The organism is Acinetobacter sp. ANC_7553 (assembly GCF_056779895.1).
Genome location: NZ_JBWYIV010000012.1, coordinates 41,701 through 67,087, shown reverse-complemented (window position 1 = coordinate 67,087; position 25,387 = coordinate 41,701). Strand labels below are relative to the sequence as shown.

Genomic DNA, 25,387 nt, shown 5'->3' with positions numbered 1-25,387 from the left:
ATTGTAAGAATCATAATCGAAATTGAATTAATTTTCTTTGGAAGTTTACGTTGAATGCGCCTAGACAAGGGCTATTTGCTAGCCTGCTGATTGTAAGTTTTGCCTTGCATACCTTTTTATTGGTTATTGCAACGACACATCAATTAAATGAAAACCGTGCAAGCCAAGGTTTGCTAATGACGACTCAACTGGTCGCAGATAGCTTAACTGAACTTGAACCTGCCAATACTGTATCTCTTGCATTATTAGCCAACCGCTATGCAACGAATCCAAGTGTTGCATATATACGTATTCTTGGCACAGGAGATCAAGTTCTCGCGACTGCAGGCTTGTCTAAGACGCGTCAGGGTGAAATCTTCGTTCGAGATGCACTACAAAATGAAAAGAAAATTGGCAGTGTGGAAATCACATTGGTTAAATCAAGTATCGGTGAAATATTAAGAACACAATGGCTGGCGATCCTCTCGTCACTCTTTATTCATGGCTTATTATGGTTGGCTTATCGTGCCATTGCTCGCCCTACTCGTAGCGAATATCTTGCGAGATTAAATAATGAGTCCCGTTTACGTCATGAGATCAAACTGCTCACTGAAGCATTAGAACTGGAAAAGAGTCAGCCTAAACAACCTCATACGCCAGAGCAAAATAAAGAACAAGCTGCAATTACGCCAAAAGTACCGACTCTGCAGTTAAATCAGGATGCTTTATCACTGAATATCCAATTTTATGATCCGAAACAATTAATTAATACGGTCAACAAATCTGTCTCTTTACCTTATTTTAATTTATGTCAAATTTTCTTAAATAAGAGTATCGAACTGTGTACAGCGCATTATCATTTGAATGTTGATGATATCGTTGTGAATCGTAGTTTTGATCAACAAGGCGCTGTCATCAGTATTTCTTCACTCAAGAATAACTCGATTGCTTGCATCTTAATGATTGGTTCGGTGTTTCAATTATTGTCAGAAGTACTCTATAAACGTTACCGTGAGGATAAACGGTTCGTATTACAAACGCGCTGTGCTGTAACCGCGCCAGTGGAAGCAATGCAACTCGACTCAGTACAAGCGGCGGAAAGACTCACACATCACCTGATTGCGAAAGAAATGGCGCTATATTTGACCCACGATCAGTTAAAGCATATTGGTGAATGCTATCAATTGGTTCCGATGCCGAATCCAACCAGTGTGTTAACACGTCACGCTTTCATGATTAATGGTATGAACGAAGCCTGTGCCGAACTTGCACAAAATATCCGTACTGAAATTTTGAAAGGCAAAGCTCAAAGCTCTTCGACGGATCGCACAATCAGCTCTTAATTAGATTAAATTTTAATAAGTAAACCAGATTTGATGCTAAGTTAAATCTGGTTTTTCTTTTTTAAAGCTCACAGTCGTGAAAAGTTAGACTAAGCGTCTAGTTTCTATACAAAATTGCTCTTTTGGTAATTTTATCTCTCTTTTCAATGTGCTATGAAGGTGTAAGTTGGACTGTGTTGAATGGTACAGTCATAAGCATAGGCAAACTGACTAAAAAAGCGTTAGACTATGGCGCAACAAATTTATTCAAATGTCAGAATGACATAACAAAAAGGTGAAGGTTGATGTCGCTCAATACTGTAGAAGAACTTGTAGCAGATATCCGTGCAGGAAAAATGGTCATCCTGATGGATGATGAAGATCGTGAAAATGAAGGCGACCTCGTTATTGCTGCAACGCACGTACGACCTGAAGACATTAATTTCATGATCACGCATGCTCGTGGCTTAGTTTGTTTAACCTTAAGCCGTGAACGCTGCAAACAATTAAATTTACCGTTGATGGTTGATGCGAATGGCGCTCAACACGGGACAAACTTCACGCTTTCTATTGAAGCTGCAAATGGCATTTCTACAGGTATTTCTCCAGCAGAACGTGCGCACACGATTCAAACAGCAGTTGCGGCACATGCAAAACCAGCAGATATCGTTCAGCCAGGCCATATTTTTCCACTCATGGCACAACCAGGTGGTGTGCTCCATCGTGCAGGTCATACCGAAGCAGGTTGTGATTTAGCTCGTCTTGCAGGTCTTGAACCAGCTTCTGTGATTTGTGAAATTATCAATGAAGACGGGACTATGGCCCGTCGTGCTGACCTTGAAATTTTTGCTGAAAAACACGGTCTAAAAATTGGTACAATTGCTGATCTTATTCACTACCGTATGACCAATGAACAAACGGTAGAGCGTTTGGATCAACAAAAACTCGATACCGAGTATGGTACTTTTGATCTTTACCGTTATCGTGAAGTCGGGAATCCTGATATTCATTTGGCATTGGTTAAAGGTCAACCTGAAGAGGGTGTGACGACTGTTCGCGTTCATGGCTTCAATCCGGCGCGAGACTTATTAAAGCTTAATAAGCAAGATGGTGAAGCAGCTTGGAATTTAGATCGTGCTTTAAAAGAAATTGCTCAAAGCGATCGTGGTGTCTTGGTATGGATTGGACAACGTCAGCCGTCTGATTTAGGTCCAGCATTAGAAGCATTAACTGCGCCAAAACCAGCCAAGTCAAATGCTGCCTTATCGCAGCAATACCAAACGATTGGTGTGGGTGCACAAATTTTACGTGATTTAGGCGTACAGAAAATGAAGCTCCTGAGCTCACCTTTACGCTTCAATGCATTGTCTGGCTTTAATTTAGAAGTGGTCGAATACATCACAGCTGATCAGAGCTCTCATTCATAACTCTTATTAAATATCGAGGTTGCTATGGCGATTCGCCGTATTGAAGGTTTATTACATCTCGCGAGCGAAGATCGTTACGCGATTCTAGTTGGTCGTTTTAACAGCTTTGTTGTTGAACATTTATTAGAAGGTGCAATTGATACATTGCATCGACATGGTGTTAAAGACGATAATATCACTGTCGTTCACGCGCCAGGCGCTTGGGAACTTCCGGTTGTGGCGAAAAAACTCGCAAATTCTGGTAAGTTTGATGCGGTAATTGCACTTGGTGCAGTTATTCGCGGTAGCACTCCTCACTTTGACTTTGTTGCTGGTGAATGTGCAAAAGGCCTTGGTGTTGTTGGTTTAGAAGCTGGTTTACCTGTAATCAATGGCGTATTGACTACAGACAGCATTGAACAAGCCATCGAGCGTTCAGGTACAAAAGCAGGTAATAAAGGTGGTGAAGCTGCCTTGACTGCAATTGAAATGGTTAACTTGCTAAAGGCGATCTAAAGCATGTCGCAGACACTCCAAGCTACTTATGCAGCTAAACGCAAAGCACGTCGTTTTGCTGTACAAGGGATTTATGAATGGCAAATGAGCCACAACCCTGTGCATGAAATTGAAGCACGTACACGTGCTGAAAATGCCATGCATAAAGTGGATCTCAGCTATTATCACGAGTTGCTCACACAAGTGATTGCAAATCATGAAGCATTGGATGCGTTATTAATTCCAGTACTAGATCGTGAGATCTCGGCACTGGACGGCGTTGAATTAGCTACTTTGCGTCTTGGCGCGTATGAATTGAAAGAGCATCTTGAAATTCCATATCGCGTCGTTCTCGATGAAGCAATTGAATTAGCTAAACACTTCGGCGGTGCAGATAGTCACAAATACATCAATGGTGTATTAGACCGTTTGGCACAAAGCCTGCGTGAAGCAGAAAAGCAACAAGCAAAATAAGTTGTTGTTGAAATGGCTGAGTTTTCTATTATTGACACCTATTTCAATCGACCGAGTTATTCTTCAGTCGATTTAGGTGTCGGTGATGACTCAGCCCTGCTCACCCCACCTCCACAGCAACAATTGGTCATTTGTGCCGATACCCTCGTTGCTGGTCGACATTTCCCCATCGATACAGATCCCCATGCGATTGGATGGAAATCTGTAGCTGTGAATCTTTCAGACATTGCAGCCATGGGTGCAAAACCTCAAAGCATTCTCTTGGCATTGAGTCTACCCCAAATTGATCATGATTGGCTAAAAGGGTTTAGTCAGGGTTTGTATGATTGTTGCGATCAATTTGGAGTAAGTTTAATTGGCGGCGACACAACGCAAAGCCCACATCTCACATTATCAGTTACCGCTCTAGGCTGGGTGGATATTGGAAAAGCCGTGCCACGTTCTGGTGCTCAAGCAGGTGATTTAATCTGTGTATCCGGCACTGTCGGTGATGCTGCATTCGGATTAAAATATCCCGATCATGCTTTAAAAAAACGTCTCGATTATCCCACTCCACGTTGTGAACTCGGTCAAGCGCTTAAAGGATTGGCGCATAGTATGATTGACGTATCCGATGGTTTAGCACAAGATTTAGGACATATTCTCAAAGCATCTTATGTTGGTGCCGACCTACACTTAGATCAACTTCCACTTAGTCCTGCCTTACAAGCATTGTCCAATCAGCAAAAATGGAAATTGGCTTTAGCAGGTGGTGATGATTATGAATTGTGTTTTACCATTCCTTTACCTGCCTTGGATGAATTAAAAGCTCGACACTGCGATACACCGATCACGGTGATTGGTGTCGTAAAAGAGACACAGCAATTAGATTTTTATCATCATCAACAACCACAAGAACTAGAATTACAGGGATATCAGCACTTTGCAAAAACAACCAATTAATTTTAAAACGATGACTTGGTCTGAACGTTTCATTGTTTTTTGTGGCGTTGGATTCGGTTCTGGTTTAGCGCCAAAAGCACCTGGTACTTTTGGTTCAGCTTTTGCCTTGTTGTTTATCCCTGCTTTCATGGCAATAGGTTTTTTGTATAGCACGATTGCCATAATCGTTATGTCATTGATTGGGATATATATTTGTGGAAGAGCCGCTGATATAATGCGCGTCCATGATGACGGACGAATTGTGTGGGATGAATTTGCGGGTCAATCGATCACGTTTCTCCCTTTAATCTACCTAGGCCTGATGAATTGGGTATGGCTTTTTATTGGTTTTGCACTTTTCCGTCTCTTTGATGTTTGGAAACCTTGGCCGATTCGCGTCATTGATCGTCAAGTCGACGGTGGTTTCGGCATTATGCTTGATGACCTGATCGCAGGTCTGTGGGCAGCACTTTGTATTATAATTTATCTCTATATTGATATGGCTTAAGCCAAGCTCCAAAGAAAGGATGTTGTATGTCAACCACAGTTGTTATTCTTGCTGCAGGTAAAGGGACGCGAATGCGTTCAAAACTACCAAAAGTATTACAGCCTTTAGCAGGACGTCCACTCTTAGGGCATGTCATTGAAACCGCAAAAAAAATACAAGCTGAAAATATTATTACTATTTTCGGTCACGGCGGCGCTCTAGTTAAACAAGCATTTTCGACAGAAAATATTGACTGGGTTGAACAAGCTGAACAACTTGGTACAGGTCACGCTGTTCAAATGACCTTACCTGTCTTACCCAAAGATGGTATTTCTTTAATTTTATCCGGCGATGTGCCTTGTATTACAGCCGATACATTACAAAAATTACTTGAAGCAACACAATCTAAAGGTATTGGCTTAGTCACACTTACACTAGACGATGCTTCAGGTTACGGTCGTATCGTGAGAGAAAATGGTAAAATCCAAGCCATTGTTGAACATAAAGATGCTTCTGAAGCGCAACGTTTAATTCAAGAAATTAATACTGGCATTTATGCAGTAAGCAATGCCAAATTGCACGAGTGGTTGCCACGTCTGAATAATAATAATGCGCAAGGCGAATATTATTTAACAGATATCGTAGCAATGGCTATTGACGATGGACTCGAAATTGCCTCAGTTGAACCTGCTTTAGCTTTCGAAGTTGAAGGTGTAAATGATCGTGTGCAATTGGCAGCATTGGAAAGAGAATACCAAAACTACCAAGCGAAATTACTGATGCAGCAAGGTGTACATTTGATCGACCCGAGTCGTTTCGATCTCCGAGGTTCACTCAAGGTTGGTCAAGATGTACGTATCGATATCAATGTCATTATCGAGGGCGAATGTGAACTTGGTGACAATGTCGAAATCGGTGCAGGCTGTGTAATTAAAAACTCCAAAATTGCTGCAGGCACGAAAGTTCAACCGTATAGCGTATTTGATTCAGCCATTGTGGGTGAGCAGACTCAAATTGGACCATTCGCACGTTTGCGCCCTGGTGCTAAATTGGCAAATGAAGTACACATTGGCAACTTTGTTGAAGTGAAAAACACCACCATTGGTTTAGGCTCTAAAGCCAATCATTTTACGTACTTAGGTGATGCTGAAGTGGGTGAGGGTTCAAATATCGGCGCGGGTACGATCACATGTAATTATGATGGTGCCAACAAGTTTAAAACGATCATTGGTGACCAAGCCTTTATAGGTTCAAACAGCTCTTTAGTCGCGCCGGTTAAAATTGGTAATGGTGCAACAGTTGGTGCTGGATCGACGATTACTCGTGATGTGGATGATCATAGTTTAGCGGTAGAACGCTCTAAACAATTTGTGAAAGACAATTATCCACGTCCACAAAAGATTAAGAATTAAGGGGATTACAATATGTGTGGTATCGTCGGCGGTGTAGCAGAACGAAGCATAACGAATATTCTAATTGAAGGCTTAAAGCGTCTTGAATACCGTGGTTATGACTCAGCGGGATTAGCTTTAATCAATGCAGGTCAAGTTTTACGTGAACGTCGTGTCGGTAAAGTTATCAACCTTGAAGAAGCGGTTTTAGAAGCAGCGATCACTGGCGCGCTTGGTATCGCACATACACGTTGGGCTACTCATGGCAAACCTACAGAAAATAATGCACATCCGCATATATCTGGTCAAGTCGCTGTGGTACATAACGGTATTATTGAAAATTACCAAGAGCTTAAAGATGATCTTGAAGCATTAGGATATGTGTTTACATCCCAAACAGATACTGAAGTTGTTGCACACTTAGTTCATGATGCACTGAAGTCTGCTCCTAACCTGCTTAAAGCCGTTGAACAAGTTGTGCCTCAACTCAAAGGTGCATTTGCACTCGGTATCGTACATACAGATTACCCAAATGAATTGATCACTGTTCGTGAAGGTTCACCGCTCGTGATCGGCGTGGGAATTGGTGAGAACTTTATCAGTTCTGATCAATTGGCCCTATTACCGATTACCAATCGTTTTATATACCTTGAAGAAGGTGATATTGCGCGTTTAACACGTGATACGATTGAAGTCTATGTACAAGGTGAGCGCGTTGAACGCCCTGTCAAAGAACTTGATGCGACAGTGAGTAATGCTTCAAAAGGTGAATATAAGCATTACATGCTGAAAGAAATTTATGAGCAACCCGAAGCGATCAAGCAAACCATCTCTCAAGCCTTAAATGCCGATCACTTACGTGATGATTTTCTTGCAAATGCTGTAGAAGATTTTTCTCAGATTCAGCAAGTTCAAATCATCGCTTGCGGTACCAGTTACCATGCAGGCATGATCGCAAAATATTGGTTTGAACAACTGATTGATGTACCTTGCCAAGTTGAAATTGCAAGTGAGTTCCGCTATCGCACTCCAGTCATCGTGAACAATACACTCTATGTGTGTATTTCTCAATCAGGTGAAACTGCCGACACATTGGCTGCTCTTCGTGATACACAAAAACGTGCCAAAGCGAAAAATATTAATATCACCACGATGACGATCTGTAACGTTGCAACATCTTCCATGGTGCGTGAAACAGATTACAGCTTATTGACATTAGCAGGTCCAGAAATTGGGGTTGCGTCGACCAAAGCATTCACCACACAACTTGCTGCCTTGATGCTTCTCGTGCTTAAGTTCGGTCAAGTTAAACAAACGATTTCTAATGAACAAGTAACTGAAATCATTACTGGATTGTGGCATACACCTAAAGTGATTCTTGACACATTACAATGTAATAAAGAAATTTTACGCCTATCTGAATTGTTTGTTGAAAAACAACATTGCCTATTTTTAGGTCGTGGAACACAGTTCCCAATCGCGCTTGAAGGAGCGCTTAAACTGAAAGAAATTTCATATATTCATGCTGAAGGTTATGCAGCTGGTGAGTTGAAACACGGCCCATTGGCCTTAGTTGATAATGATATGCCTGTTGTCATTCTTGCTCCTCAGGATGACATGCTTGATAAGCTCAAATCAAATATGGAAGAGGTTCAAGCACGTGGTGGTGAGCTGTTTGTATTTGCAGATGAAAATAGTGGCATTAAGGAAAAAGAGCGCCAACACGTTGTTCAAGTTCCGAGCGTTTCAGCACTATTATCACCAATCGTATACAGTATTCCTGTGCAGCTTTTGTCCTATCACGTCGCTGTACTACGCGGTACCGATGTAGATCAGCCGCGTAACTTAGCTAAGTCAGTTACGGTTGAATAATTCAATTTGATCTACACTTAAAAAGACCGATAATGAAAATTATCGGTCTTTTTTTATCAAATGAAATATCTTATCAGTGCATGTTTAGTCGGACATCCAGTTCGCTACGATGGTCAACATTGCCTTCAAGAAAAAATTAAAACGCTGATTGATACCGATCAGGCCGTCGTAATCTGCCCTGAAATTTCTGGAGGACTTAGCACTCCCAGAGCCCCTGCTGAAATTCAAAAAGGAACAGGCTCCGATGTTTTGAGTGGCCATGCAAAAGTATTTGATCTTTCGGGAAAAGATGTTACCGAAGCATTTATTTTAGGTGCCAAACAGACCTTAGCTTTTGCGAAAAAACATGGGATTACTCATGCGATTTTGAAAGCTAAAAGTCCATCATGTGGTTTTGGTCAGATTTATGATGGCTCTTTTTCGGGGTCAAAAATAAATGCGGACGGTGTTACAGCAGCGCTTTTAAAGCAACATGGTATTCACATCATGACTGAAAAAGAATTTCTAGATCAGTTAATGAAATAAAATCAGCTACTTAATCACATCATCGTCATATTCATGTTTTTTAAGGTGAGCTTTGTCACGCGTCGCCCAATAACTTGCCAAGACGGGTCCAGAAATATTGTGCCACAAACTAAAAATTGCACTTGGAAGTGCTGTAATGGGGGTTGCCGCAAAATGAACCGCAGCTAAAGCAACGCCTAAGCCAGAATTTTGCATCCCTACTTCTATCGAAACTGCTTTAGCATCTGCTTGATTGAGCTGCAATAATTTTGCAGCCCAATAACCTATAAAATATCCTAATCCATTATGTAAAATTACAACAGCAAGGATCAGTAACCCTGACTGTAAAATTTGCATTTTGCTTCCAGCAATAATCGCAGCCACAATCAATACAATCGCGATGACTGAAACCATAGGCATCATTGCGATATATCGATCTATTTTTTGCTTAAATAGGCCGCTCACGATCACCCCTAAAATGATAGGGAACAAAATCACTTGCATTACCGATACAAGCATTGCTACCGCATCTATATCGATCCACTGACTCGCTAAGAGATAAAAAATCAATGGTGTCAGCAAAGGTGCTAACATCGTTGAAACTGAGGTACACGCGACGGACAAAGCCACATTTGCCTTTGCCATATAAGCAATGACGTTAGATGCTGTACCTCCGGGACAACATCCAACAAGGAGTACGCCAACGGCAATTTCAGCGGGTAATCGAAATGCTATGCACAATCCCCATGCCAATAATGGCATCACTATAAATTGAGCACTCACGCCAACGGCAACCGCCTTAGGCTGGCTGAGAACACTTTTAAAATCTTCCCACGACAGGGTCATTCCCATGCCAAACATGATAATCCCGAGCATCCAAGTGATATAAGACTTAAGCCAAATAAAAGCTTCTGGCATATACATGGCAATTCCTGCAAATAAGAGTACCCACAGCGCAAAGGTTTTCTGCACGAATTGATTGATAGCTTTCATTTAGAAGTTCACTTGTTGGATTAACGACGTATGATCTTGAGCCATGCCTTTAAATGGTCTGCGCTGAGTGTCTGAGAGTCATCAGTTCTTTGGCGTAAATTCGTTTCACACCTTGTGCAAGCATTTCTTGCCATGCATGTTGCAACGAACCATTTAAATCGATGCCTTTAGTCGCATCTGACACGACATAACTGTTAAAACCTAATTTTGCAGCATCAATTGCCGTCCAAGCCACACAAAAATCAGTGGCGATCCCGACAATGAAGATGTCACGAATTCCACGCTCACGCAGATAACCTGCTAAGCCAGTCGATGTTCGATGATCAGCTTCTAAAAAGGCAGAATAACTATCAATATGTGGATGAAAACCTTTACGAATGACCAACTGCGCTTTGGATATATTCAAGTCTGGATGAAAATCTGCATCATGTGTACCCTGCACACAATGTGAAGGCCATAACACCTGGCGGCCATAAGCTAATTCAATCGTCTCATAAGCAGACTTTCCAGGATGATTTTCAAAAAATGAAATATGGTCTTGAGGATGCCAATCTTGGGTAAGGACAACATTGTCAAAATGCCGAGCAAGTAAATTAATGGTTGGAATAATTTGATCTGAATTTGCTACCGCCAAATTTCCCCCAGGGGTAAATCCATTCTGAACATCAACAACGATAAGTGCACTTTGTTGTGGTTGGAACATCCTTTTCAGCTCCCAATATTTTTGAAATTGTTAGGGACTATTGCATAGGATCATGAGAACTACAATTGTTTGAGTAGAAAATTTGATAAGAAAACTCTATAAAAAAAGCCTGCATCAAGCAGGCTTTAATCTATGTTTTTGTCTTAATTCTGGATACGACGTACCAACATTAACATGAAGATCGCAGAAATAATAATACAAGGGATTGCTGCAGAGATTACGCCTGCTGCACCAAATCCTGCCGTTAACAATGATCCTGCAATTGCTGGCCCAAGCATAGCACCGATACGACCTACTGCTGATGCTACACCAACACCTGTACCACGTACTTCTGTTGGGTACACAATACCACCAAATGCGTAAAGCACACCTTGACAGCCAATCACGAAAGCACCAACCAATGCTGAAGCCAAATACATTTGTGTGAGTGAGCTTGCTGCATTCAACGCAAGAAGGCCAGCCAAAATACCACCGTACATTAACAAGATCACATAAGCTTTTTTCCAGCGGTCAGTTAATACACCTAAAATCACAGTACCTACAGTAGCACTTACCATGAAGTAGAATTGCGCTGTCGCACCTTCTTTTCTTGAGAAACCTAATTCTTGGAATAGAGAAGGTAACCAGCTGAGCATGATGTAAACCACCATGAGCGTGAAGAAATAGCTACACCAGATGAACATCGTACGAAGAAGATTCTGTGAATTAAATAAATCTTTAAACGAACCTTGTGGAGCTTCTGCAATTTCAGCTTCAGTTCTATTTTGCGTTTTCAAGAATTCTTTAGATTCAGGTAAGAACTTCATCATCACTGGAATAACAATTAATGGTAATAAACCACCAAGATAGAAAATATTTTTCCAGTTAGCACCGAAATCTGTACTTGCAATTAAAGATAAGATCGCAGCACCGACAGGCATACCGCAATACATTAGCCCAACAGCGCGACCACGATTTTGTGGGGTTACTGCTTCAGAAGCCAAAGTGATGAGAATTGGCATTGCTGCACCTAGTCCTGCACCTGCAAGGAAACGTACAGCCAATAAACTGTTAAAACTATTTACCCATACCGTACATAAAGTGAATACAGCGAAAACAGCAACAGACCAAATTAAAACTGTTTTACGACCAATACGGTCCGCAATACGCCCACCTACCAGTGCCCCAGGTAACAGACCTAAAATACCGGCACTAAAAAACACACCTAATTGTGAACTATCTAAACCAAAATGTTCACGAATACCCGCAGCTGCAATACCTGCAGCCTGAATATCTAAGCCTTCAATTACTGCAATGAGGAAGCAGATACCTACCGTCAAAATTGCATGTTTGTTACTTACTGATTCTTGCATTGAACTTCCCTCACTCATCAGCATTTGAGTCCGATGCCCGATTATCTATGTAAGTCAATGAAAGTGAGAGTTATCAAATGGTGTAATAAAATGTAATCAAAATAAGATTAAATTTCATACCTCTTGCCAACCAAAATAAATTCTAGTCTTCAAAACGATTAATTATTTTTTTTATTTAGGAAAAAACCAAGAAAAATCTATTATAAAATCTATAAGTATTAGAATAATTTAACCTTTAAGTAAAAAAAATAAGACGTTTTATAAATTATAATAATCACATAATTTAAAAATTATTAGTCTATTCACCTGTATATACATACATCTTAAATCTGATGTAAGTGATATAAGCTATTAATTCAGGGTAAATTGGTCAGATTTTAGTTCGAATTTTCATTTTTATCCGCAATACTTTCATAGACGAACATCTATCTTCACTGTTATTTAAATGCCTAACCATAAGGTCTTAAAATTGCTTTTTTTAAAAAAAGTTACTTGTTTTAACTAAACTTTTTTTTGACTGAAGTGAATTCATATTGTTCTTATTGGTTGCTTAGTTCATAATTTGCATACGCATTATCCAGTATGCAGGCATATTGGATCGTGATATAAATCAAAATACATACCCATCCAAACTTCGCTTCTCAACCTTCACTGGATGGAAAAATAGGATCGTGTTTTAAAATGACTACTCAGCAAGCTCAGGTAATTCAAGGCTCAATCGTCGCAATCGTCACTCCAATGTTTGAAGATGGAACTGTTGATTGGAAGGGTCTCGAGAAGCTTGTTGAATGGCACATTGAACAAGGTACAAATAGTATCGTTGCCGTGGGAACAACAGGTGAAGCTTCGACCTTAAGCATGGCTGAACACACTCAAGTGATCAAAGAAATAATTCGTGTAGCCAATAAACGCATTCCAATTATTGCCGGCACAGGCGCAAACTCAACGCATGAAGCGATTGAGCTTACCAAAGAAGCTAAAGAGCTTGGTGCAGATGCTGCACTTTTAGTAACGCCATATTATAACAAACCGACTCAAGAAGGCTTGTATCAGCATTACAAAGCAATTGCTGAAGCTGTTGATTTACCGCAAATTCTTTATAACGTACCTGGCCGTACTGGCGTTGATATGAGCAATGAAACTGTAGTTCGTCTTGCTGATATTCCTCAAATCGTAGGTATTAAAGATGCAACAGGTGATGTTCCTCGCGGTGCTGAGCTTTTAAAAGCACTTGAAGGCAAAGAAATGGTGGTCTATTCAGGTGATGACGCAACAGCATATCAACTGATTGAGCATGGTGCGAAAGGTAATATTTCTGTGACCGCTAACGTTGCTCCAAAGCAAATGAGCCAAGTGTGTGCCGCTGGTTTAGTGGGTGATGCAGCTCAAGCAAAAGCAATTAATGATCAAGTTGCAAATTTACACGAAATTCTATTTTGTGAATCAAACCCAATTCCTGTGAAATGGGCACTTCATGAAATGGGATTAATTGGTACAGGTATCCGTTTACCACTTACTCCATTAGCAGAACAATATCGAGCTTCACTGCGTGATGCATTAAAAGCTGCGAGCATTATTTAAAGAAGAGTATAACAACTATGCAACTACGTTTTGGCTTACCCCTTGCCCTTTCAGCCCTCAGCATGGTCGGTTGTAGTACGATTGGTATCGATAATGGTTCACTCGATTATAAAAAATCTACTGCACAAACCCCGCTTAAATTTCCTGAAGGTTCAATGGTTAGACCAGCAACACCGCTTTATCCAGCGCCTGTTGTTGAACAGCTTGCAATAGACAATGCGCCACAAATGGTTAATAAGCGAGGTAATCGTTTCGAGCTACCTCGTCCTAATGTGGCACCAACCGTTTCTAATCCTGTTGAGAGTGAACAATCAACTGCTGTCGGTCGTCCACAACTTTTAACTGATGGAAATGGCAATCCGTTGATCAAAATTGACGGAAATTCTGCTACAATTTGGCAATACACAATCGCCACCCTCAGTAGCCTCAACTACAACTTTGTCAATCAACCTAAGAATCCCCATTCCGCGACAATTCAAGTGGATGGTGAAAGTTTAGTGCTTAAACTGACATCTGTAGGTTCGAGTCATACCTTGGCCGTGTTTACCCCAACTAACGCGTTTGCAGACAAACAAAAAGCTGCGAGCCTGTTAACCCAGATTTATCAAAACTGGCCAGCCTAGTCGTTCTAGGCATATTTTTTCTGAAAAAGGTTCCACCATGTTAAAACAAACCTTGCTCTATACTGGTAAAGCTAAATCCGTTTATGAAACCGATAGTGCAGACCACCTGATTTTAGTCTTTCGTGATGATGCCTCAGCATTTAATGGCGAAAAAATCGAACAGCTAGATCGCAAAGGTAAGGTGAACAACCGTTTTAACGCCTTTATCATGGAAAAACTTGCAGCTGCAGGTATCGAAACTCATTTCGAAAAACTTTTAACACCAAACGAAGTTTTGGTTAAAAAGTTAAACATGATTCCAGTTGAATGTGTAATCCGTAACTATGCAGCTGGTTCGCTTTGCCGTCGTTTGGGTGTTGAAGAAGGTTTAGAACTTACACCACCTACATTTGAATTATTTTTCAAAGATGACGCTTTGGGCGACCCAATGGTGAATGAATCTCAAGCCATTGCTTTAGGTTGGGCTACTGCTGAGCAACTTGAGCGTATGAAAGAGTTAACTCACCAAGTAAACGTGGTGTTAAAAGATCTTTTTGCTCAAGGCAACATGCTTTTAGTTGATTTTAAACTTGAATTTGGTGTGTTCCATGACCGTATCGTTCTTGGTGATGAGTTCTCTCCAGATGGTTGCCGTCTATGGGACAAAGATACCAAGAAAAAATTAGATAAAGACCGTTTCCGCCAAGGTTTAGGTGGTGTGGTTGAAGCTTATGAAGAAGTTGCTACACGTATCGGTGTTGACCTTTCTGATATCTAAATCAAAATTTAGATAAAATAAAGCCGAGTCATATGACTCGGCTTTTTTGTATCTGTTGATATTATTTTTATATTTTCAAATTATTGTTATACATTCATTATTTTTGTTAAGTCGCATTACCAATGCTCTCTCCTCATTGGTAATGCTATTAATTTATCGAATCGATATTTAAATAAGATGACAAATCTGGGTCATTGATCATTAAAAAACTCAATTGTTGTTTTTGTTTTTAAATTTACCCCCATTAATCGAATAAATTAATGCTATTTATTAAAATGATCGTTTTTACAATATCACTAAGTTCAACTAATATATTTTTATACCAGGCAACTACAGGAGTTGGTGGCTCAAGAGAGAGACTGTAGTTGCCGACCAGATGAATCGCTTTTCGCCCAGCTTCCTATAGAACTGGGCTTTTTTTTATTGTTGTTGCTGCTCTTGCTGCCAACGTCGCTGCTGTAAACGCTCTGCTTCGACTTCACGCTTATTACGAGCTGATTCGTACAATTTGGTGCCTTTCAGCTCTGGAGGCATATAATCCTGCAACACGAAATGTTCTGGATAGTGATGTGGATATAAGTAATCTACACCATATCCCTGCTCTTTCATTAACTTGGTTGGAGCATTTCTTAAATGCAATGGAACTGGAAGATTTGACGTACGTTCAGCCAACTCTAATGCTTTATTGATTGCTAAGTAAGTGCTGTTACTTTTCGCGCTTGTGGCCAAATACACTGCACATTGTCCTAAAATAATACGGCATTCTGGCATCCCAACCGCTTGAACGGACCTAAAACACTCCCCAGCCAATAACAACGCATTAGGATTAGAATTTCCAATATCTTCCGAAGCGGCTATCAACATCCGACGCGCAATAAAGACTGGATCTTCCCCCCCCTTTAACATTCTCGCCATCCAATATAGTGCAGCGTCAGGATCACTTCCACGAATTGATTTAATGAATGCTGAGACTAAATCATAGTGCTGCTCACCAGATTTGTCATATCGCGCAATATTTTGTTGAGCTACTTTCACCACGATGGCATTGGTGACAATATTTTCAACATCTGCTTCAAATGTGCTCGCAATGAGATCCAATAAATTGAGTGCTTTACGAGCATCACCTGCGGCAAATTGAATTAATGCATCATATTCTTCGATGTGAATATGACGGTCTTTCAGAAATTGGTCTTGCTTGAGTGCACGTTCAATTAAATGTTGAATATCATGCTCAGATAATGCATTCAGCGTATACACCTGACAGCGCGACAACAAAGCATTATTGACTTCAAAAGAAGGATTTTCTGTGGTTGCACCAACCAGAGTAATCTTGCCTTTTTCTACTGCGCTCAGTAAGGCATCTTGTTGAGATTTATTAAAACGATGAATTTCATCAATAAAAACCACTGGTACAATGAGATCACCACTTTCCCCAATGATTTCTCGAAGCTCTTTAACACCAGTGTTGAGTGCAGACAAGCTAATAAAAGTACGATCTACAGCTTGAGCTAACAATAGCGCAATGGTGGTCTTGCCGACGCCTGGAGGCCCCCAAAAAATAATCGAAGGTAAATGTCCTTGGTCAATCATTTGACGTAAAGGTGCGTCTTCACCAAGTAAATGATCTTGTCCGATAATCTCAGACAAATCACGTGGACGTAAGCGTTCAGGTAGCGGAATTTGTGTATCGGACATATTTTTTATAGATCTCAAAGTGCTGTTGACTAGTCTACTATGTAATAGTCAAATTCCAATATTAATAGTCAAAACAACCATCACTATTCAACATTTTTCATTTTACTCAGATTCGAGTTTTGCTTTTAATTTGAATAAATAAGCTTGCGGTCCATCTTCTATTCCCCAAATTGTGCCATCCTTCGCTTCATGCAAGTCTCGTACTCGAACCCCCATATCCAAGCGCTGAATTTCTCGTACAGGTTCAGATTGTGGATCTACCACAATAATGGCTTTCGATGATAATCCACCGATTAAGGCTTTGTTCTTCCATTGTGGAAAATAGTTAGATTTATAAAAAATCAGACTCGAGGGTGAAATCACTGGAGACCAATCAAGTTTAGGGGCTATGAATTCAGGTCGCGTTTCATGATTCGGAATCTGTTTCCCATCATAGTGATCACCATTAGATACAATTGGATAGCCATAATTCTTACCTTTTTCAATAAGATTGAACTCATCGCCACCTTTAGGGCCCATTTCTGCCACCCACAAACGATTTTGATGATCAAATGCCATACCTAAAGGATTACGATGACCTAAACTCCAAATCTGCGCTGAGACACCACCTTGTTTGGCAAATGGATTAGATTCTTGAGCACGACCATCATCATACAAATATACAATTTTACCTAGATTAGACTGCATATCTTGTGCAGGCTGAAACTTCTGCCGTTCCCCTGAACTAATCCATAAATTCGCTTGCTGGTCAAACACTATACGATGTGCATAATGCCCCTGACCCGACACTTTAGGGACTTGCTCCCATATGCGTTCGATATCCGTCAGTTTCGGTGCTTCGATATTCGATAAATCCAATTTCGCTCGGATTACCACTGCACCAAACAATCCATTTTTTTCTTCGGCATAACTGAGATATGACCAAGCGTTATTATTGAAATTAGGATGAATCGAAACATCACCTAACCCACCTTGTCCGCCATAAGCAACTTGAGGCACACCAGCCACGTTAAAACTACGTTTTGATTGTGGGTCAAACAACTTAAGTATGCCTGACTTTTCTGTAATTAACAGTTGACCATTTGGTAAAGTTGCAATCGCCCATGGTTCATCAAATAGAGCAATTTTTTCAACTTGATATCGTTGTTCTTGAGCTTTTGAATTCTCGTTTTTGACTGTTGATTCCTGCGGATTCTGTGCTTCAGTGGCTTTATTTTGATTGGCATGACACGCCATTATGATTCCGCTCAAACCAACAATCCAAATTAGTTTTGCAGCTTTTAACATGCCTTTCCCTTTTTAAATCCTTGAATATCAGTCTCAAGGATTAAACGGCAATGATCATTTTAAAAGTGTTTTTATATTACAAAATATGTGTAGTCTAGCAATTGAATGTACTAGCGTACCCACCGCACGATGTATTCATCTATTTCATTTTCATTAACAAGCTGTTCAGATATACAACGACCTGCTACAGATTTTCGAGCACTAATCACACTTTGTTTATTGCCTGTCACCAAGTGATGCCAATTCGGTAGCTTTTTACCTTCATTAATACGTCGATATGCACAACTCGAAGGTAGCCATCGTATTTGTTGTAATTTTTCAGGCGTTAACTGAATACAGTCAGGTACATGCACCTGACGATTTTCATAATCTGAACAATGCCCCGTCTGACAATCTAGAAGTTTGCACGCAACTTTGGTATATGCGATTTCTTCGGTTTCATCATCTTCTAATTTAACCAAACAACACATACCACAACCATCACACAGTGCCTCCCATTCTGCTTGGTTCATTTCAAACAGTGAATAATGTTTCCAAAATTCAGGGCGTAAAGATGTGCTCATGATTCAGCTAAATATCAAAAATTTGAGTCAGTATATCACTAATAATTCTCATAAAATTTCATCAATCTCAGTTACAGTTGATTAACTAAAGAATATCAATACTCTACGTTAAAATACCCTTTGTATACATTTTGCTCAGTTTATTTTCTTATACTGAATGAACATTAATAAAAATTTATGGAGAATCAAAATGTTCCGTTGGGCGATTATTTTTGCAGTGATTGCATTGATAGCAAGTTTGCTAGGGTTTGGTGGTGTAGCAGGCTTATCTAAAGATTTCGCAATTATCTTACTTGTGATTGCAGTGATTCTCGCAATTGTAGGCTTTATCTCAAGAGGCAAAGTCTAGTGTTCTAAATCACTAGATTAAATTGAAAACACAAGATTGATGAAAAGAAGAAGGTACTCCTTCTTCTTTTTTTATTTCTTTTTATCTGTTCATTGATACGCGTTTTATATATTCCAATCTTTCATAAATTCTCACATTTGATTTTACTTTCTTATTGCAAATTCATCACTTCGGAAAACATTTATGCTTTAATCTTTGCTGATTTTCATAAACGAAAGGACTTTCAATAATGACTTCAGCAATTCAAACAAGAGAAATTCAGTATAAAGCGGCAGATGGTACTCAATTGATTGGTTATTTTGCCGCACCTGAAAACTCTTCAGGAGCTGCAGGTATTATTGTAGCCCCAGAGTGGTGGGGTCGTAATGAATATACAGAACAACGTGCTCGAGAACTTGCAGAACAAGGATATGCTGCTTTTGCCATTGATATGTACGGCGACAAAAAGGTAACCACTGAAGCTTCTCAAGCAAATGAGTGGATGATGCAAACTTTCGCACAGCCTGAAACAATTGTACAACGCGCTACAGCTGCGTTAGACACTTTATCTGCACAGCCTGAAGTTGACGCAACTCGATTAGCTGCGATTGGTTTTTGTTACGGCGGAAAAGTTGTTTTAGATCTTGCTCGCTCTGGTGCGAACTTAAAAGCAGTTGCTACCTTCCATGCTAATTTATCTGCGCAAACACCTGCTCAACAAGGTCAAGTAAAAGCTGAAATTCTGGTTTTGCATGGTGAGCTAGATAGCATGGTCACGCTAGATGATGTGGCACAATTTAAAGAAGAAATGTTTGCAGCTCAGGTGCCACATGAGGTCATTATCTTTGAGGATGCAAAACATGGTTTTAGCAATCCACAAGCTGATGAACGGGCAAAAGCCAATGGTGTAGATCTCGGTTATAACGCTGAAGCTGAAGAAAAAAGCTTAGCTGCGATGTATGAGTTACTGTCGCGTCACTTAGATTAATTACTTTCAAAGTTTATTAGCGCTAAGATTATTGAAGAAAGAAGATAAAATATAAGAGGAATATAAGGATGAGTGAACAATGTACTTATTGCAATCACGATGAATATGATGTGATTGATAAAAATGAATTCGGTGTGATTTTGCCAGAACAGCAGCCGTTGACTAAAGGACATTCCGTTATTATTCCTTTACGTCATGTGAGTTCTTTTTTTGAAATTACCGATAAAGAGCGTAAAAGTTTACAGTCGTTGTTAGAACTGGCACGTAACGAGTTAAAAATCCGTCATCATCCGGAAGGCTTTCATATCGCTTTTAATGATGGCAAAGTTTTTGGCGATGAAGAGTCGGAACATTTACACATCCATATTATTCCTCGTTACAAAAACCAACCGCTTAAATTAGATAGTCGTTGGGGCATTATTCAAGAGTAATGTTGATTTTACAAAAAGGCGCAATATGCGCCTTTTTTCATGCTTTTTTAAAAGGTCTTTGCCTAGATTGGTTATACTGAGCACAGATTGTATTAATGGTATTTTCATGTTTTCTTTTTCAACTGCGTTACTGGATTGGTTTGATGTACATGGTCGACATGATCTGCCATGGCAAGTCGCAGATGATCCTTACAAAGTTTGGGTCTCTGAAATTATGTTGCAGCAAACCCAAGTGAAAACTGTTCTGAAATACTATGATCGTTTTATTGAGCGCTTTCCGACGGTCACCGATTTAGGTCGTGCTACTTGGGATGAAGTTGCTCCTTACTGGGCAGGTCTAGGCTATTATGCGCGTGCTCGCAACCTGCATAAAGCAGCCACAATCGTAAGTCAAAATGGACATTTTCCAGAGACTTTAGAAGCTTGGATGGCACTGCCAGGAATAGGTAGATCAACTGCTGGTGCATTGATGTCACTTGGATTACGCAAATACGGCGTGATAATGGATGGAAATGTTAAGCGTGTTTTAGCACGTTTCTTTGCCATTGAAGATGATTTATCAAAGCCTGTCCATGAACGTGCAATGTGGGAATTAGCCGAGCAACTCTGTCCTGAACAACGCAACCATGATTACACGCAAGCCATTATGGATTTGGGTGCAACAATTTGTACTCCTAAAAAACCACTTTGCCTGTACTGTCCAATGCAGTCAGAATGCCAAGCTTTAAAGCAGGGTCTGACACAAGAGTTACCATTTAAAAAGCCAAAAAAAACAGTGCCTATAAAAACTGCGGATGTTTTATTACTGCGAAGTACTGAAAATACATGGTTATGGCAACAACGTCCGCATTCAGGCTTATGGGGTGGTTTATGGACCTTACCCATCATTGATGAAACTTCAGAATTTAGTCAATTGACTCAGCAATATGGTTTGGTGAGTAATCAATTACCAACTCAAATTTCACACAGTTTCACCCACTTTACCTGGTTACTGAATGCACATATTTTCCATGTTGATTTCGACCAGATGGAATACCTCCAAACAGAATTAGGAGGTGAATGGCTCGCTCCACAAGTTGTAACAGAAATGGGCATTCCAACTGCGATGAAAAAATTGATCTCAGCCGTGAATTTGTGACATAGTCGATTCAAATAAGTGTGGCTGTATCATATCAAGGAGTTCGAGTGACTAAGTATTTGCGACATTACATCATCCTAAGTGTAGCTATTTTACTTGTCGCCTGCAGTAGCCAACCTCCAAAACAAACGCCGCTTGATCCAACCCTCGTTGCTCGCTTACATATGCTTCCTTTGGATCGAAAATTACCTATCCCAGTACAAGGTGTAAAAGCGAGACAACTGACAGACACTTGGGGTGCATCACGAAGTCACGGTCGAACACATGAAGGCATTGATATCTTGGCGGCTCGTGGTACAAAAGTTTATAGTGCAACTGATGGAATTGTTCGCAGTATGCGCGATAATAAGCTGGGTGGGAAAGTCATTTGGATTTTAGGACCCGCTGGTTCTTGGCATTATTATGCGCATTTAGATCAGCATAAAAAAGGTCTCAATGAGGGTGACTTCGTGCGACGAGGTGACCATATTGGTTATGTCGGCAATACGGGTAATGCTCGACATACTGCCCCTCATTTACATTATGGAATTTACTTAGATGGTCGCGGTCGAGGCCCTGTCAATCCATACCCTTATTTACGTTAAATTAAAGTTTTTATTTTTAGGAAGTTTTCATGTCAGAAGCCTTGATTAATCGTCTAGTTGAATTTGCAGAATCTGGCAATCAACAACGTATTGTCTTAAATGGACAAAGCCATCAGGGCTGGATTATGGAAATTACCGAAGAAGCTCTGTTGATTAGCACTGGTTTTGCAGATAAAGCAGGTAAAGATTTCTGGATTAATTTTTCGGATTTAGAACAGGCAGAGTTGTTCTTTTGGGACAATCAAAACGATCAGTGGGTTGCTTTTACCATTTGATCACTTCAGAGCATTCGCATGACGATTCAACGCTGTGGCTGGTGCTCCGATGAGCAGATTTATATTAATTATCACGATCAAGAATGGGGTGTGCCTGTATATGATGAACACACCTTATTTGAAATGCTCTGTTTAGAAGGTCAGCAAGCAGGACTCGCTTGGGTTATTGTTTTAAAAAAACGCGAGCGATATCGATATCATTTCTTTCAATACACCATTGAAGAAATTGCGACTTTTACAGATGAACATTTAATCGAAATAGCACAAGATCCGGGCATAATTCGTCATTTAGGTAAACTAAAGGCGATTCGAGATAATGCTCGAGCATGGTTGAATATGCGCCAAATCATGCCTGATATGGTCAAATGGTTATGGAGTTTTGTAGGGCATCAACCCAAAGTTCATTCTGTGCCAGACTATCGCTTAGCACCAACACAAAGCGAATTAAGCCTGCAACTTTCTAAAACTCTAAAAAAGAATGGTTTTAAATTCGTGGGTCCAACCATTATCTATTCTTATCTGCAAGCGGTAGGAATGATTGATGATCATGAAAATCACTGCTTTAAAAAGCTTAGTTTAGCGCCATAATCTTTTTAAGAAGGTGCTTGGGATGATGACCTCATTTTTTGTTTCACCCAATCCGCTAAAAACACGATGGAGTCATGAATTTCATGAGTTAGTTCATGCCCTGCATTTAAGCGAATATAATTTTTATAACGGCGTTCTTCTCCAAAAACATCTCCGGGAACAATGTTAATACCATGTTGACGTGCAGCATAATAGAGTTCTAAACCATCAATATGTGTCGGCAATTGCAGCCATAAAACATAGCCACCATCTGGCTGACTTAAACCAATGTCAATCCCGTGAAAAGCGCTTAATATCGTTTGTCGATATTCATCAACTTGATGATTTAATTTTGGTTTTAATCGGAGTAGATGCTCACGATAGGCTCTACTATACATCAGGTCAGCCAAAGCCAATTGCAAAGGTGTATTCACACTGACATTTTGAATGACAATTTGACGATGCAAATATTTAAGCCTCGGCGGTAAACAAAACCAACCTACTCGATATGCGCTGGACAATGATTTTGATATTGAACTGCATAAAATGACATAGCCTGCTTCATCCCAATGCTTAATCGGTAAAGGTCTTTGTAAATTAAAACTACATTCAGCATAAATATCATCTTCAATCACATAGCATTGATATTGTTCAGCCAATTGCACAATCTTCTGCTTATCATGATTAGAAAGCTCAAATCCTAGTGGATTTTGATAATTCACAGTCAATAGACAGGCTTTGGTATCGGGGTGCTGCATTGCTCTTTCTAAGCGTTCTAAATCAAAACCATCCACATTTGCAGGTATCTCAATCAACTTGCGTTTCAGTGTCCCTAACAACTGTAATTGACCATTAAAATTTGGGGTTGGAATCACAATGCCATCCCCTTCCTTGGTCAAGAGCTGAACCACGAGTGATAACGCAGCCATACAGCCATTGGTGATATAAATCTCGTCTGGATTGATATAAAACCCATCTTCAGCCCAATGGTCTGATAAAGCTTGTCTCAATCTCAAATGCCCTTGTCGATTACTGTAAAGGAAATCTTCAGGTTGACTGTGTTTTAAAGCACGTTGAATTGACTTTCGGATTGTATCTACAGGCACGTGATTTGGAGAGATTTGTACTGCACCTAAATGAATTGATCGGTTATTGATTGAAGACTCCTGTATTTCAATTTGCAAATCTAAGTTACTGATATCCTTTGCTTCAGCTTCAAATTCATGATGATAAGGCAATACTGGAGGATCGTTTCTGGATTTCAAATGTTGAACAAAATAACCCGATTTATTTTTAACAGTGATGAGCCCTTCCGATTCCAATAATGCATAACAATTTTTTGCTGTATTTAAACTGACGGCATGTAATGCTGAAAATTGTCGAAGGGAAATGAGCTTCTGTCCTGAACACAGTTCTCCACTCAGAATTTTCTGTTTGATATGTTTGGCTAAGATTTGATACTGGAACATGAACTGTGCTCATTTTTATAAAATGTGTGTATCTGTATCTATAAACCTAGCAAATTTATGATGGTCTTACAGCTAAAAAAACACAGGAGGCCACATGAACAACGATAAATTATATTTGATATTACCCTTGGTAACACTTATGACAGCTTGCCAACCAGAGTATGCGATCGATCAAGCTGCACTTGAGCAAAAATTTATTTGTACATCGTTAATTGATGGATTCTTAAAAGTGACGCACAACAGTCATTATCGTTTTACAAAAAGTATTGAATCTCCAGATCAGCAGAAAATTTACCTCTACACCGTGTCTTCTGATCATGCAGTCAAGCTCAATAGCCCCACACAAAAAAATTTAAATTTTCAATGTGATGATTCCAAAAAACAAATCTATCAAGTTTTTCTATTGGATCAGACGTCTAAGACTAAGCAACCAATTTTGAGTTTTCATTTGCCTCAAGCAGCAGAGTTAAAGCAATTTACAGCTTACACTTTGAAAAATGATTAAATGACTGATGTAACGTCATTATTTCAAAATATCTGGTAACGATATCTGCGCAGATTGAGATTTTGCTAATTCAGTTTTCATTTTTTGCAACATTTGATAAGGCTGCTGTTGTACAAACATATTGGTCACACTTTGTGGAATTGCACCTTCTGGATCCGCATATCCTGAAGTGCTGACCTTTACCTTATTCGGTCCAATCTGTTCAAAGCTCCAGTCTCCAACATAGTGTTGCAGGCGAATATACTGAGGATTCTTCGATTTTCCCGTTTGCGAAGCTTTATTCTTAATATGAATAATACCTTTTGAATCCTTATACATTTTCCCTTGCACAATCAGATCTCGATCTTTCAAAGGAAATGGAAAATCTAACACCATGTAGAGTTTAAATTCCCCTTGCTTCAAATCTTGAGAAATCACCTGTGCTGAGCCGACATTGGGTACCCATGATTTTGCATTTTCCACATCCAAAACTATTGCAACTGCTCTTTCGAGTGAAGCATCCACTACTGTTTCAGCACGATAGGACAACACAGGATGATCAAGATTTTGCATCGTCCACACTTTAATATTGTTTTTGTTAATGGTGAGTCGAGAGGCTTCATTGGCTTGAACTTGGCTTGTCAGGCCAATGGCACTGACAAGCAAGCAGATCATAGAAATTTTCTTCATTTTTATTCTTCATATTTAACATTATTAT

General features: G+C 39.9%; 28 protein-coding genes. 20 read left to right on the top strand and 8 right to left on the bottom strand.

Translation table 11 applies throughout. The features are described 5' to 3' along the window. Window positions 1-50: 50 nt before the first annotated feature. The 9 genes from AC1M9I_RS10670 to AC1M9I_RS10630 all read left to right on the top strand — a co-directional run bounded on the left by AC1M9I_RS10670 (window position 51) and on the right by AC1M9I_RS10630 (window position 8,872). Window positions 51-1,322, top strand: coding sequence for a hypothetical protein (locus tag AC1M9I_RS10670; protein WP_481592789.1), 1,272 nt, complete (start codon window positions 51-53; stop codon window positions 1,320-1,322). A gap of 284 nt (window positions 1,323-1,606) precedes the next feature. Next, complete coding sequence (gene ribBA, locus AC1M9I_RS10665; protein ID WP_035264829.1) at window positions 1,607-2,728, top strand: bifunctional 3,4-dihydroxy-2-butanone-4-phosphate synthase/GTP cyclohydrolase II; 1,122 nt, start codon at window positions 1,607-1,609, stop codon at window positions 2,726-2,728. 24 nt (window positions 2,729-2,752) lie between these two features. After that, the gene (ribH, locus tag AC1M9I_RS10660) at window positions 2,753-3,223 is read left to right on the top strand and encodes a 6,7-dimethyl-8-ribityllumazine synthase (protein ID WP_035264832.1); all 471 of its coding nucleotides are present in this window, start codon (window positions 2,753-2,755) and stop codon (window positions 3,221-3,223) included. A gap of 3 nt (window positions 3,224-3,226) precedes the next feature. Continuing rightward, window positions 3,227-3,676 carry a transcription antitermination factor NusB gene (gene nusB, locus AC1M9I_RS10655; protein WP_035264834.1) on the top strand — a complete coding sequence of 150 codons (450 nt, stop codon included), beginning with the start codon at window positions 3,227-3,229 and terminating at the stop codon, window positions 3,674-3,676. 12 nt (window positions 3,677-3,688) lie between these two features. Then, window positions 3,689-4,618, top strand: coding sequence for a thiamine-phosphate kinase (gene thiL, locus AC1M9I_RS10650; protein ID WP_481594523.1), 930 nt, complete (start codon window positions 3,689-3,691; stop codon window positions 4,616-4,618). Between the two features lie 10 nt (window positions 4,619-4,628). Further along, window positions 4,629-5,105, top strand: a complete 477-nt coding sequence (locus AC1M9I_RS10645; protein ID WP_081403227.1) for a phosphatidylglycerophosphatase A family protein — start codon at window positions 4,629-4,631, stop codon at window positions 5,103-5,105. 26 nt (window positions 5,106-5,131) lie between these two features. Further along, entirely contained in the window at window positions 5,132-6,496 is a 1,365-nt protein-coding gene (gene glmU / locus AC1M9I_RS10640) for a bifunctional UDP-N-acetylglucosamine diphosphorylase/glucosamine-1-phosphate N-acetyltransferase GlmU (RefSeq protein ID WP_481592787.1), read from the top strand. Between the two features lie 12 nt (window positions 6,497-6,508). Then, window positions 6,509-8,347 (top strand): glutamine--fructose-6-phosphate transaminase (isomerizing), encoded by a 1,839-nt coding sequence (gene glmS, locus AC1M9I_RS10635; RefSeq protein ID WP_481611028.1) that lies wholly within the window; start codon window positions 6,509-6,511, stop codon window positions 8,345-8,347. Window positions 8,348-8,407: 60 nt separating this feature from the next. Then, the gene (locus AC1M9I_RS10630) at window positions 8,408-8,872 is read left to right on the top strand and encodes a 2-thiouracil desulfurase family protein (RefSeq protein ID WP_035264844.1); all 465 of its coding nucleotides are present in this window, start codon (window positions 8,408-8,410) and stop codon (window positions 8,870-8,872) included. 6 nt (window positions 8,873-8,878) lie between these two features. Here AC1M9I_RS10630 and AC1M9I_RS10625 read toward each other — a convergent pair whose 3' ends face one another. The 3 genes from AC1M9I_RS10625 to mhpT form a co-directional block, all read right to left on the bottom strand. Then, on the bottom strand, window positions 8,879-9,844 hold the full coding sequence (locus AC1M9I_RS10625; protein ID WP_481594531.1) for a bile acid:sodium symporter family protein: 966 nt from the start codon (window positions 9,842-9,844) through the stop codon (window positions 8,879-8,881). A 49-nt stretch (window positions 9,845-9,893) separates the two neighbouring features. Further along, the gene (gene pncA, locus AC1M9I_RS10620) at window positions 9,894-10,547 is read right to left on the bottom strand and encodes a bifunctional nicotinamidase/pyrazinamidase (RefSeq protein WP_481592784.1); all 654 of its coding nucleotides are present in this window, start codon (window positions 10,545-10,547) and stop codon (window positions 9,894-9,896) included. A 143-nt stretch (window positions 10,548-10,690) separates the two neighbouring features. Beyond that, the gene (gene mhpT / locus AC1M9I_RS10615; protein ID WP_035264856.1) at window positions 10,691-11,899 is read right to left on the bottom strand and encodes a 3-(3-hydroxy-phenyl)propionate transporter MhpT; all 1,209 of its coding nucleotides are present in this window, start codon (window positions 11,897-11,899) and stop codon (window positions 10,691-10,693) included. A gap of 681 nt (window positions 11,900-12,580) precedes the next feature. Here mhpT and dapA point away from each other — a divergent pair. The 3 genes from dapA to purC are packed head-to-tail and all read left to right on the top strand — an operon-like array spanning window position 12,581 to window position 14,860. Continuing rightward, window positions 12,581-13,480: a 4-hydroxy-tetrahydrodipicolinate synthase gene (dapA, locus tag AC1M9I_RS10610; RefSeq protein WP_481592783.1), complete on the top strand. Its 900-nt coding sequence runs from the start codon at window positions 12,581-12,583 to the stop codon at window positions 13,478-13,480. 17 nt (window positions 13,481-13,497) lie between these two features. Continuing rightward, window positions 13,498-14,103, top strand: coding sequence for a lipoprotein-34 precursor (NlpB) (locus AC1M9I_RS10605; RefSeq protein WP_035264860.1), 606 nt, complete (start codon window positions 13,498-13,500; stop codon window positions 14,101-14,103). A 37-nt stretch (window positions 14,104-14,140) separates the two neighbouring features. Beyond that, window positions 14,141-14,860: a phosphoribosylaminoimidazolesuccinocarboxamide synthase gene (purC, locus tag AC1M9I_RS10600; RefSeq protein WP_092766585.1), complete on the top strand. Its 720-nt coding sequence runs from the start codon at window positions 14,141-14,143 to the stop codon at window positions 14,858-14,860. Window positions 14,861-15,280: 420 nt separating this feature from the next. Here purC and AC1M9I_RS10595 read toward each other — a convergent pair whose 3' ends face one another. From AC1M9I_RS10595 to AC1M9I_RS10585, 3 genes are all read right to left on the bottom strand, one after another. Next, the gene (locus tag AC1M9I_RS10595; RefSeq protein WP_092766586.1) at window positions 15,281-16,555 is read right to left on the bottom strand and encodes a replication-associated recombination protein A; all 1,275 of its coding nucleotides are present in this window, start codon (window positions 16,553-16,555) and stop codon (window positions 15,281-15,283) included. A gap of 102 nt (window positions 16,556-16,657) precedes the next feature. Then, the gene (locus AC1M9I_RS10590; protein ID WP_481592782.1) at window positions 16,658-17,842 is read right to left on the bottom strand and encodes a PQQ-dependent sugar dehydrogenase; all 1,185 of its coding nucleotides are present in this window, start codon (window positions 17,840-17,842) and stop codon (window positions 16,658-16,660) included. A gap of 110 nt (window positions 17,843-17,952) precedes the next feature. Continuing rightward, window positions 17,953-18,405: a YcgN family cysteine cluster protein gene (locus AC1M9I_RS10585; RefSeq protein WP_481591991.1), complete on the bottom strand. Its 453-nt coding sequence runs from the start codon at window positions 18,403-18,405 to the stop codon at window positions 17,953-17,955. Between the two features lie 190 nt (window positions 18,406-18,595). Between AC1M9I_RS10585 and AC1M9I_RS10580 the strand changes: the two genes are divergently transcribed. The 7 genes from AC1M9I_RS10580 to AC1M9I_RS10550 all read left to right on the top strand — a co-directional run bounded on the left by AC1M9I_RS10580 (window position 18,596) and on the right by AC1M9I_RS10550 (window position 22,737). Next, window positions 18,596-18,754, top strand: coding sequence for a DUF1328 domain-containing protein (locus tag AC1M9I_RS10580; protein WP_035264869.1), 159 nt, complete (start codon window positions 18,596-18,598; stop codon window positions 18,752-18,754). Window positions 18,755-18,983: 229 nt separating this feature from the next. Next, entirely contained in the window at window positions 18,984-19,721 is a 738-nt protein-coding gene (locus AC1M9I_RS10575; RefSeq protein ID WP_035264872.1) for a dienelactone hydrolase family protein, read from the top strand. Window positions 19,722-19,783: 62 nt separating this feature from the next. After that, window positions 19,784-20,152, top strand: a complete 369-nt coding sequence (locus tag AC1M9I_RS10570; protein ID WP_265596980.1) for an HIT family protein — start codon at window positions 19,784-19,786, stop codon at window positions 20,150-20,152. A gap of 106 nt (window positions 20,153-20,258) precedes the next feature. Next, window positions 20,259-21,290: an A/G-specific adenine glycosylase gene (mutY, locus tag AC1M9I_RS10565; RefSeq protein ID WP_481611027.1), complete on the top strand. Its 1,032-nt coding sequence runs from the start codon at window positions 20,259-20,261 to the stop codon at window positions 21,288-21,290. Window positions 21,291-21,349: 59 nt separating this feature from the next. Further along, complete coding sequence (locus AC1M9I_RS10560) at window positions 21,350-21,874, top strand: M23 family metallopeptidase (protein WP_035264946.1); 525 nt, start codon at window positions 21,350-21,352, stop codon at window positions 21,872-21,874. Between the two features lie 29 nt (window positions 21,875-21,903). Then, complete coding sequence (locus tag AC1M9I_RS10555; RefSeq protein ID WP_035264881.1) at window positions 21,904-22,149, top strand: hypothetical protein; 246 nt, start codon at window positions 21,904-21,906, stop codon at window positions 22,147-22,149. Window positions 22,150-22,167: 18 nt separating this feature from the next. After that, window positions 22,168-22,737, top strand: a complete 570-nt coding sequence (locus tag AC1M9I_RS10550; protein WP_035264883.1) for a DNA-3-methyladenine glycosylase I — start codon at window positions 22,168-22,170, stop codon at window positions 22,735-22,737. Window positions 22,738-22,742: 5 nt separating this feature from the next. On the opposite strand, the gene AC1M9I_RS10545 is transcribed toward AC1M9I_RS10550, so the two are convergent. Then, entirely contained in the window at window positions 22,743-24,185 is a 1,443-nt protein-coding gene (locus tag AC1M9I_RS10545; protein ID WP_481611026.1) for an aminotransferase-like domain-containing protein, read from the bottom strand. Window positions 24,186-24,279: 94 nt separating this feature from the next. On the opposite strand from AC1M9I_RS10545, the gene AC1M9I_RS10540 reads away from it, so the two are divergent. Beyond that, window positions 24,280-24,690: a hypothetical protein gene (locus tag AC1M9I_RS10540; protein WP_481608687.1), complete on the top strand. Its 411-nt coding sequence runs from the start codon at window positions 24,280-24,282 to the stop codon at window positions 24,688-24,690. Between the two features lie 18 nt (window positions 24,691-24,708). On the opposite strand, the gene AC1M9I_RS10535 is transcribed toward AC1M9I_RS10540, so the two are convergent. After that, the gene (locus AC1M9I_RS10535) at window positions 24,709-25,359 is read right to left on the bottom strand and encodes an START domain-containing protein (protein ID WP_481594537.1); all 651 of its coding nucleotides are present in this window, start codon (window positions 25,357-25,359) and stop codon (window positions 24,709-24,711) included. Window positions 25,360-25,387: the final 28 nt, after the last annotated feature.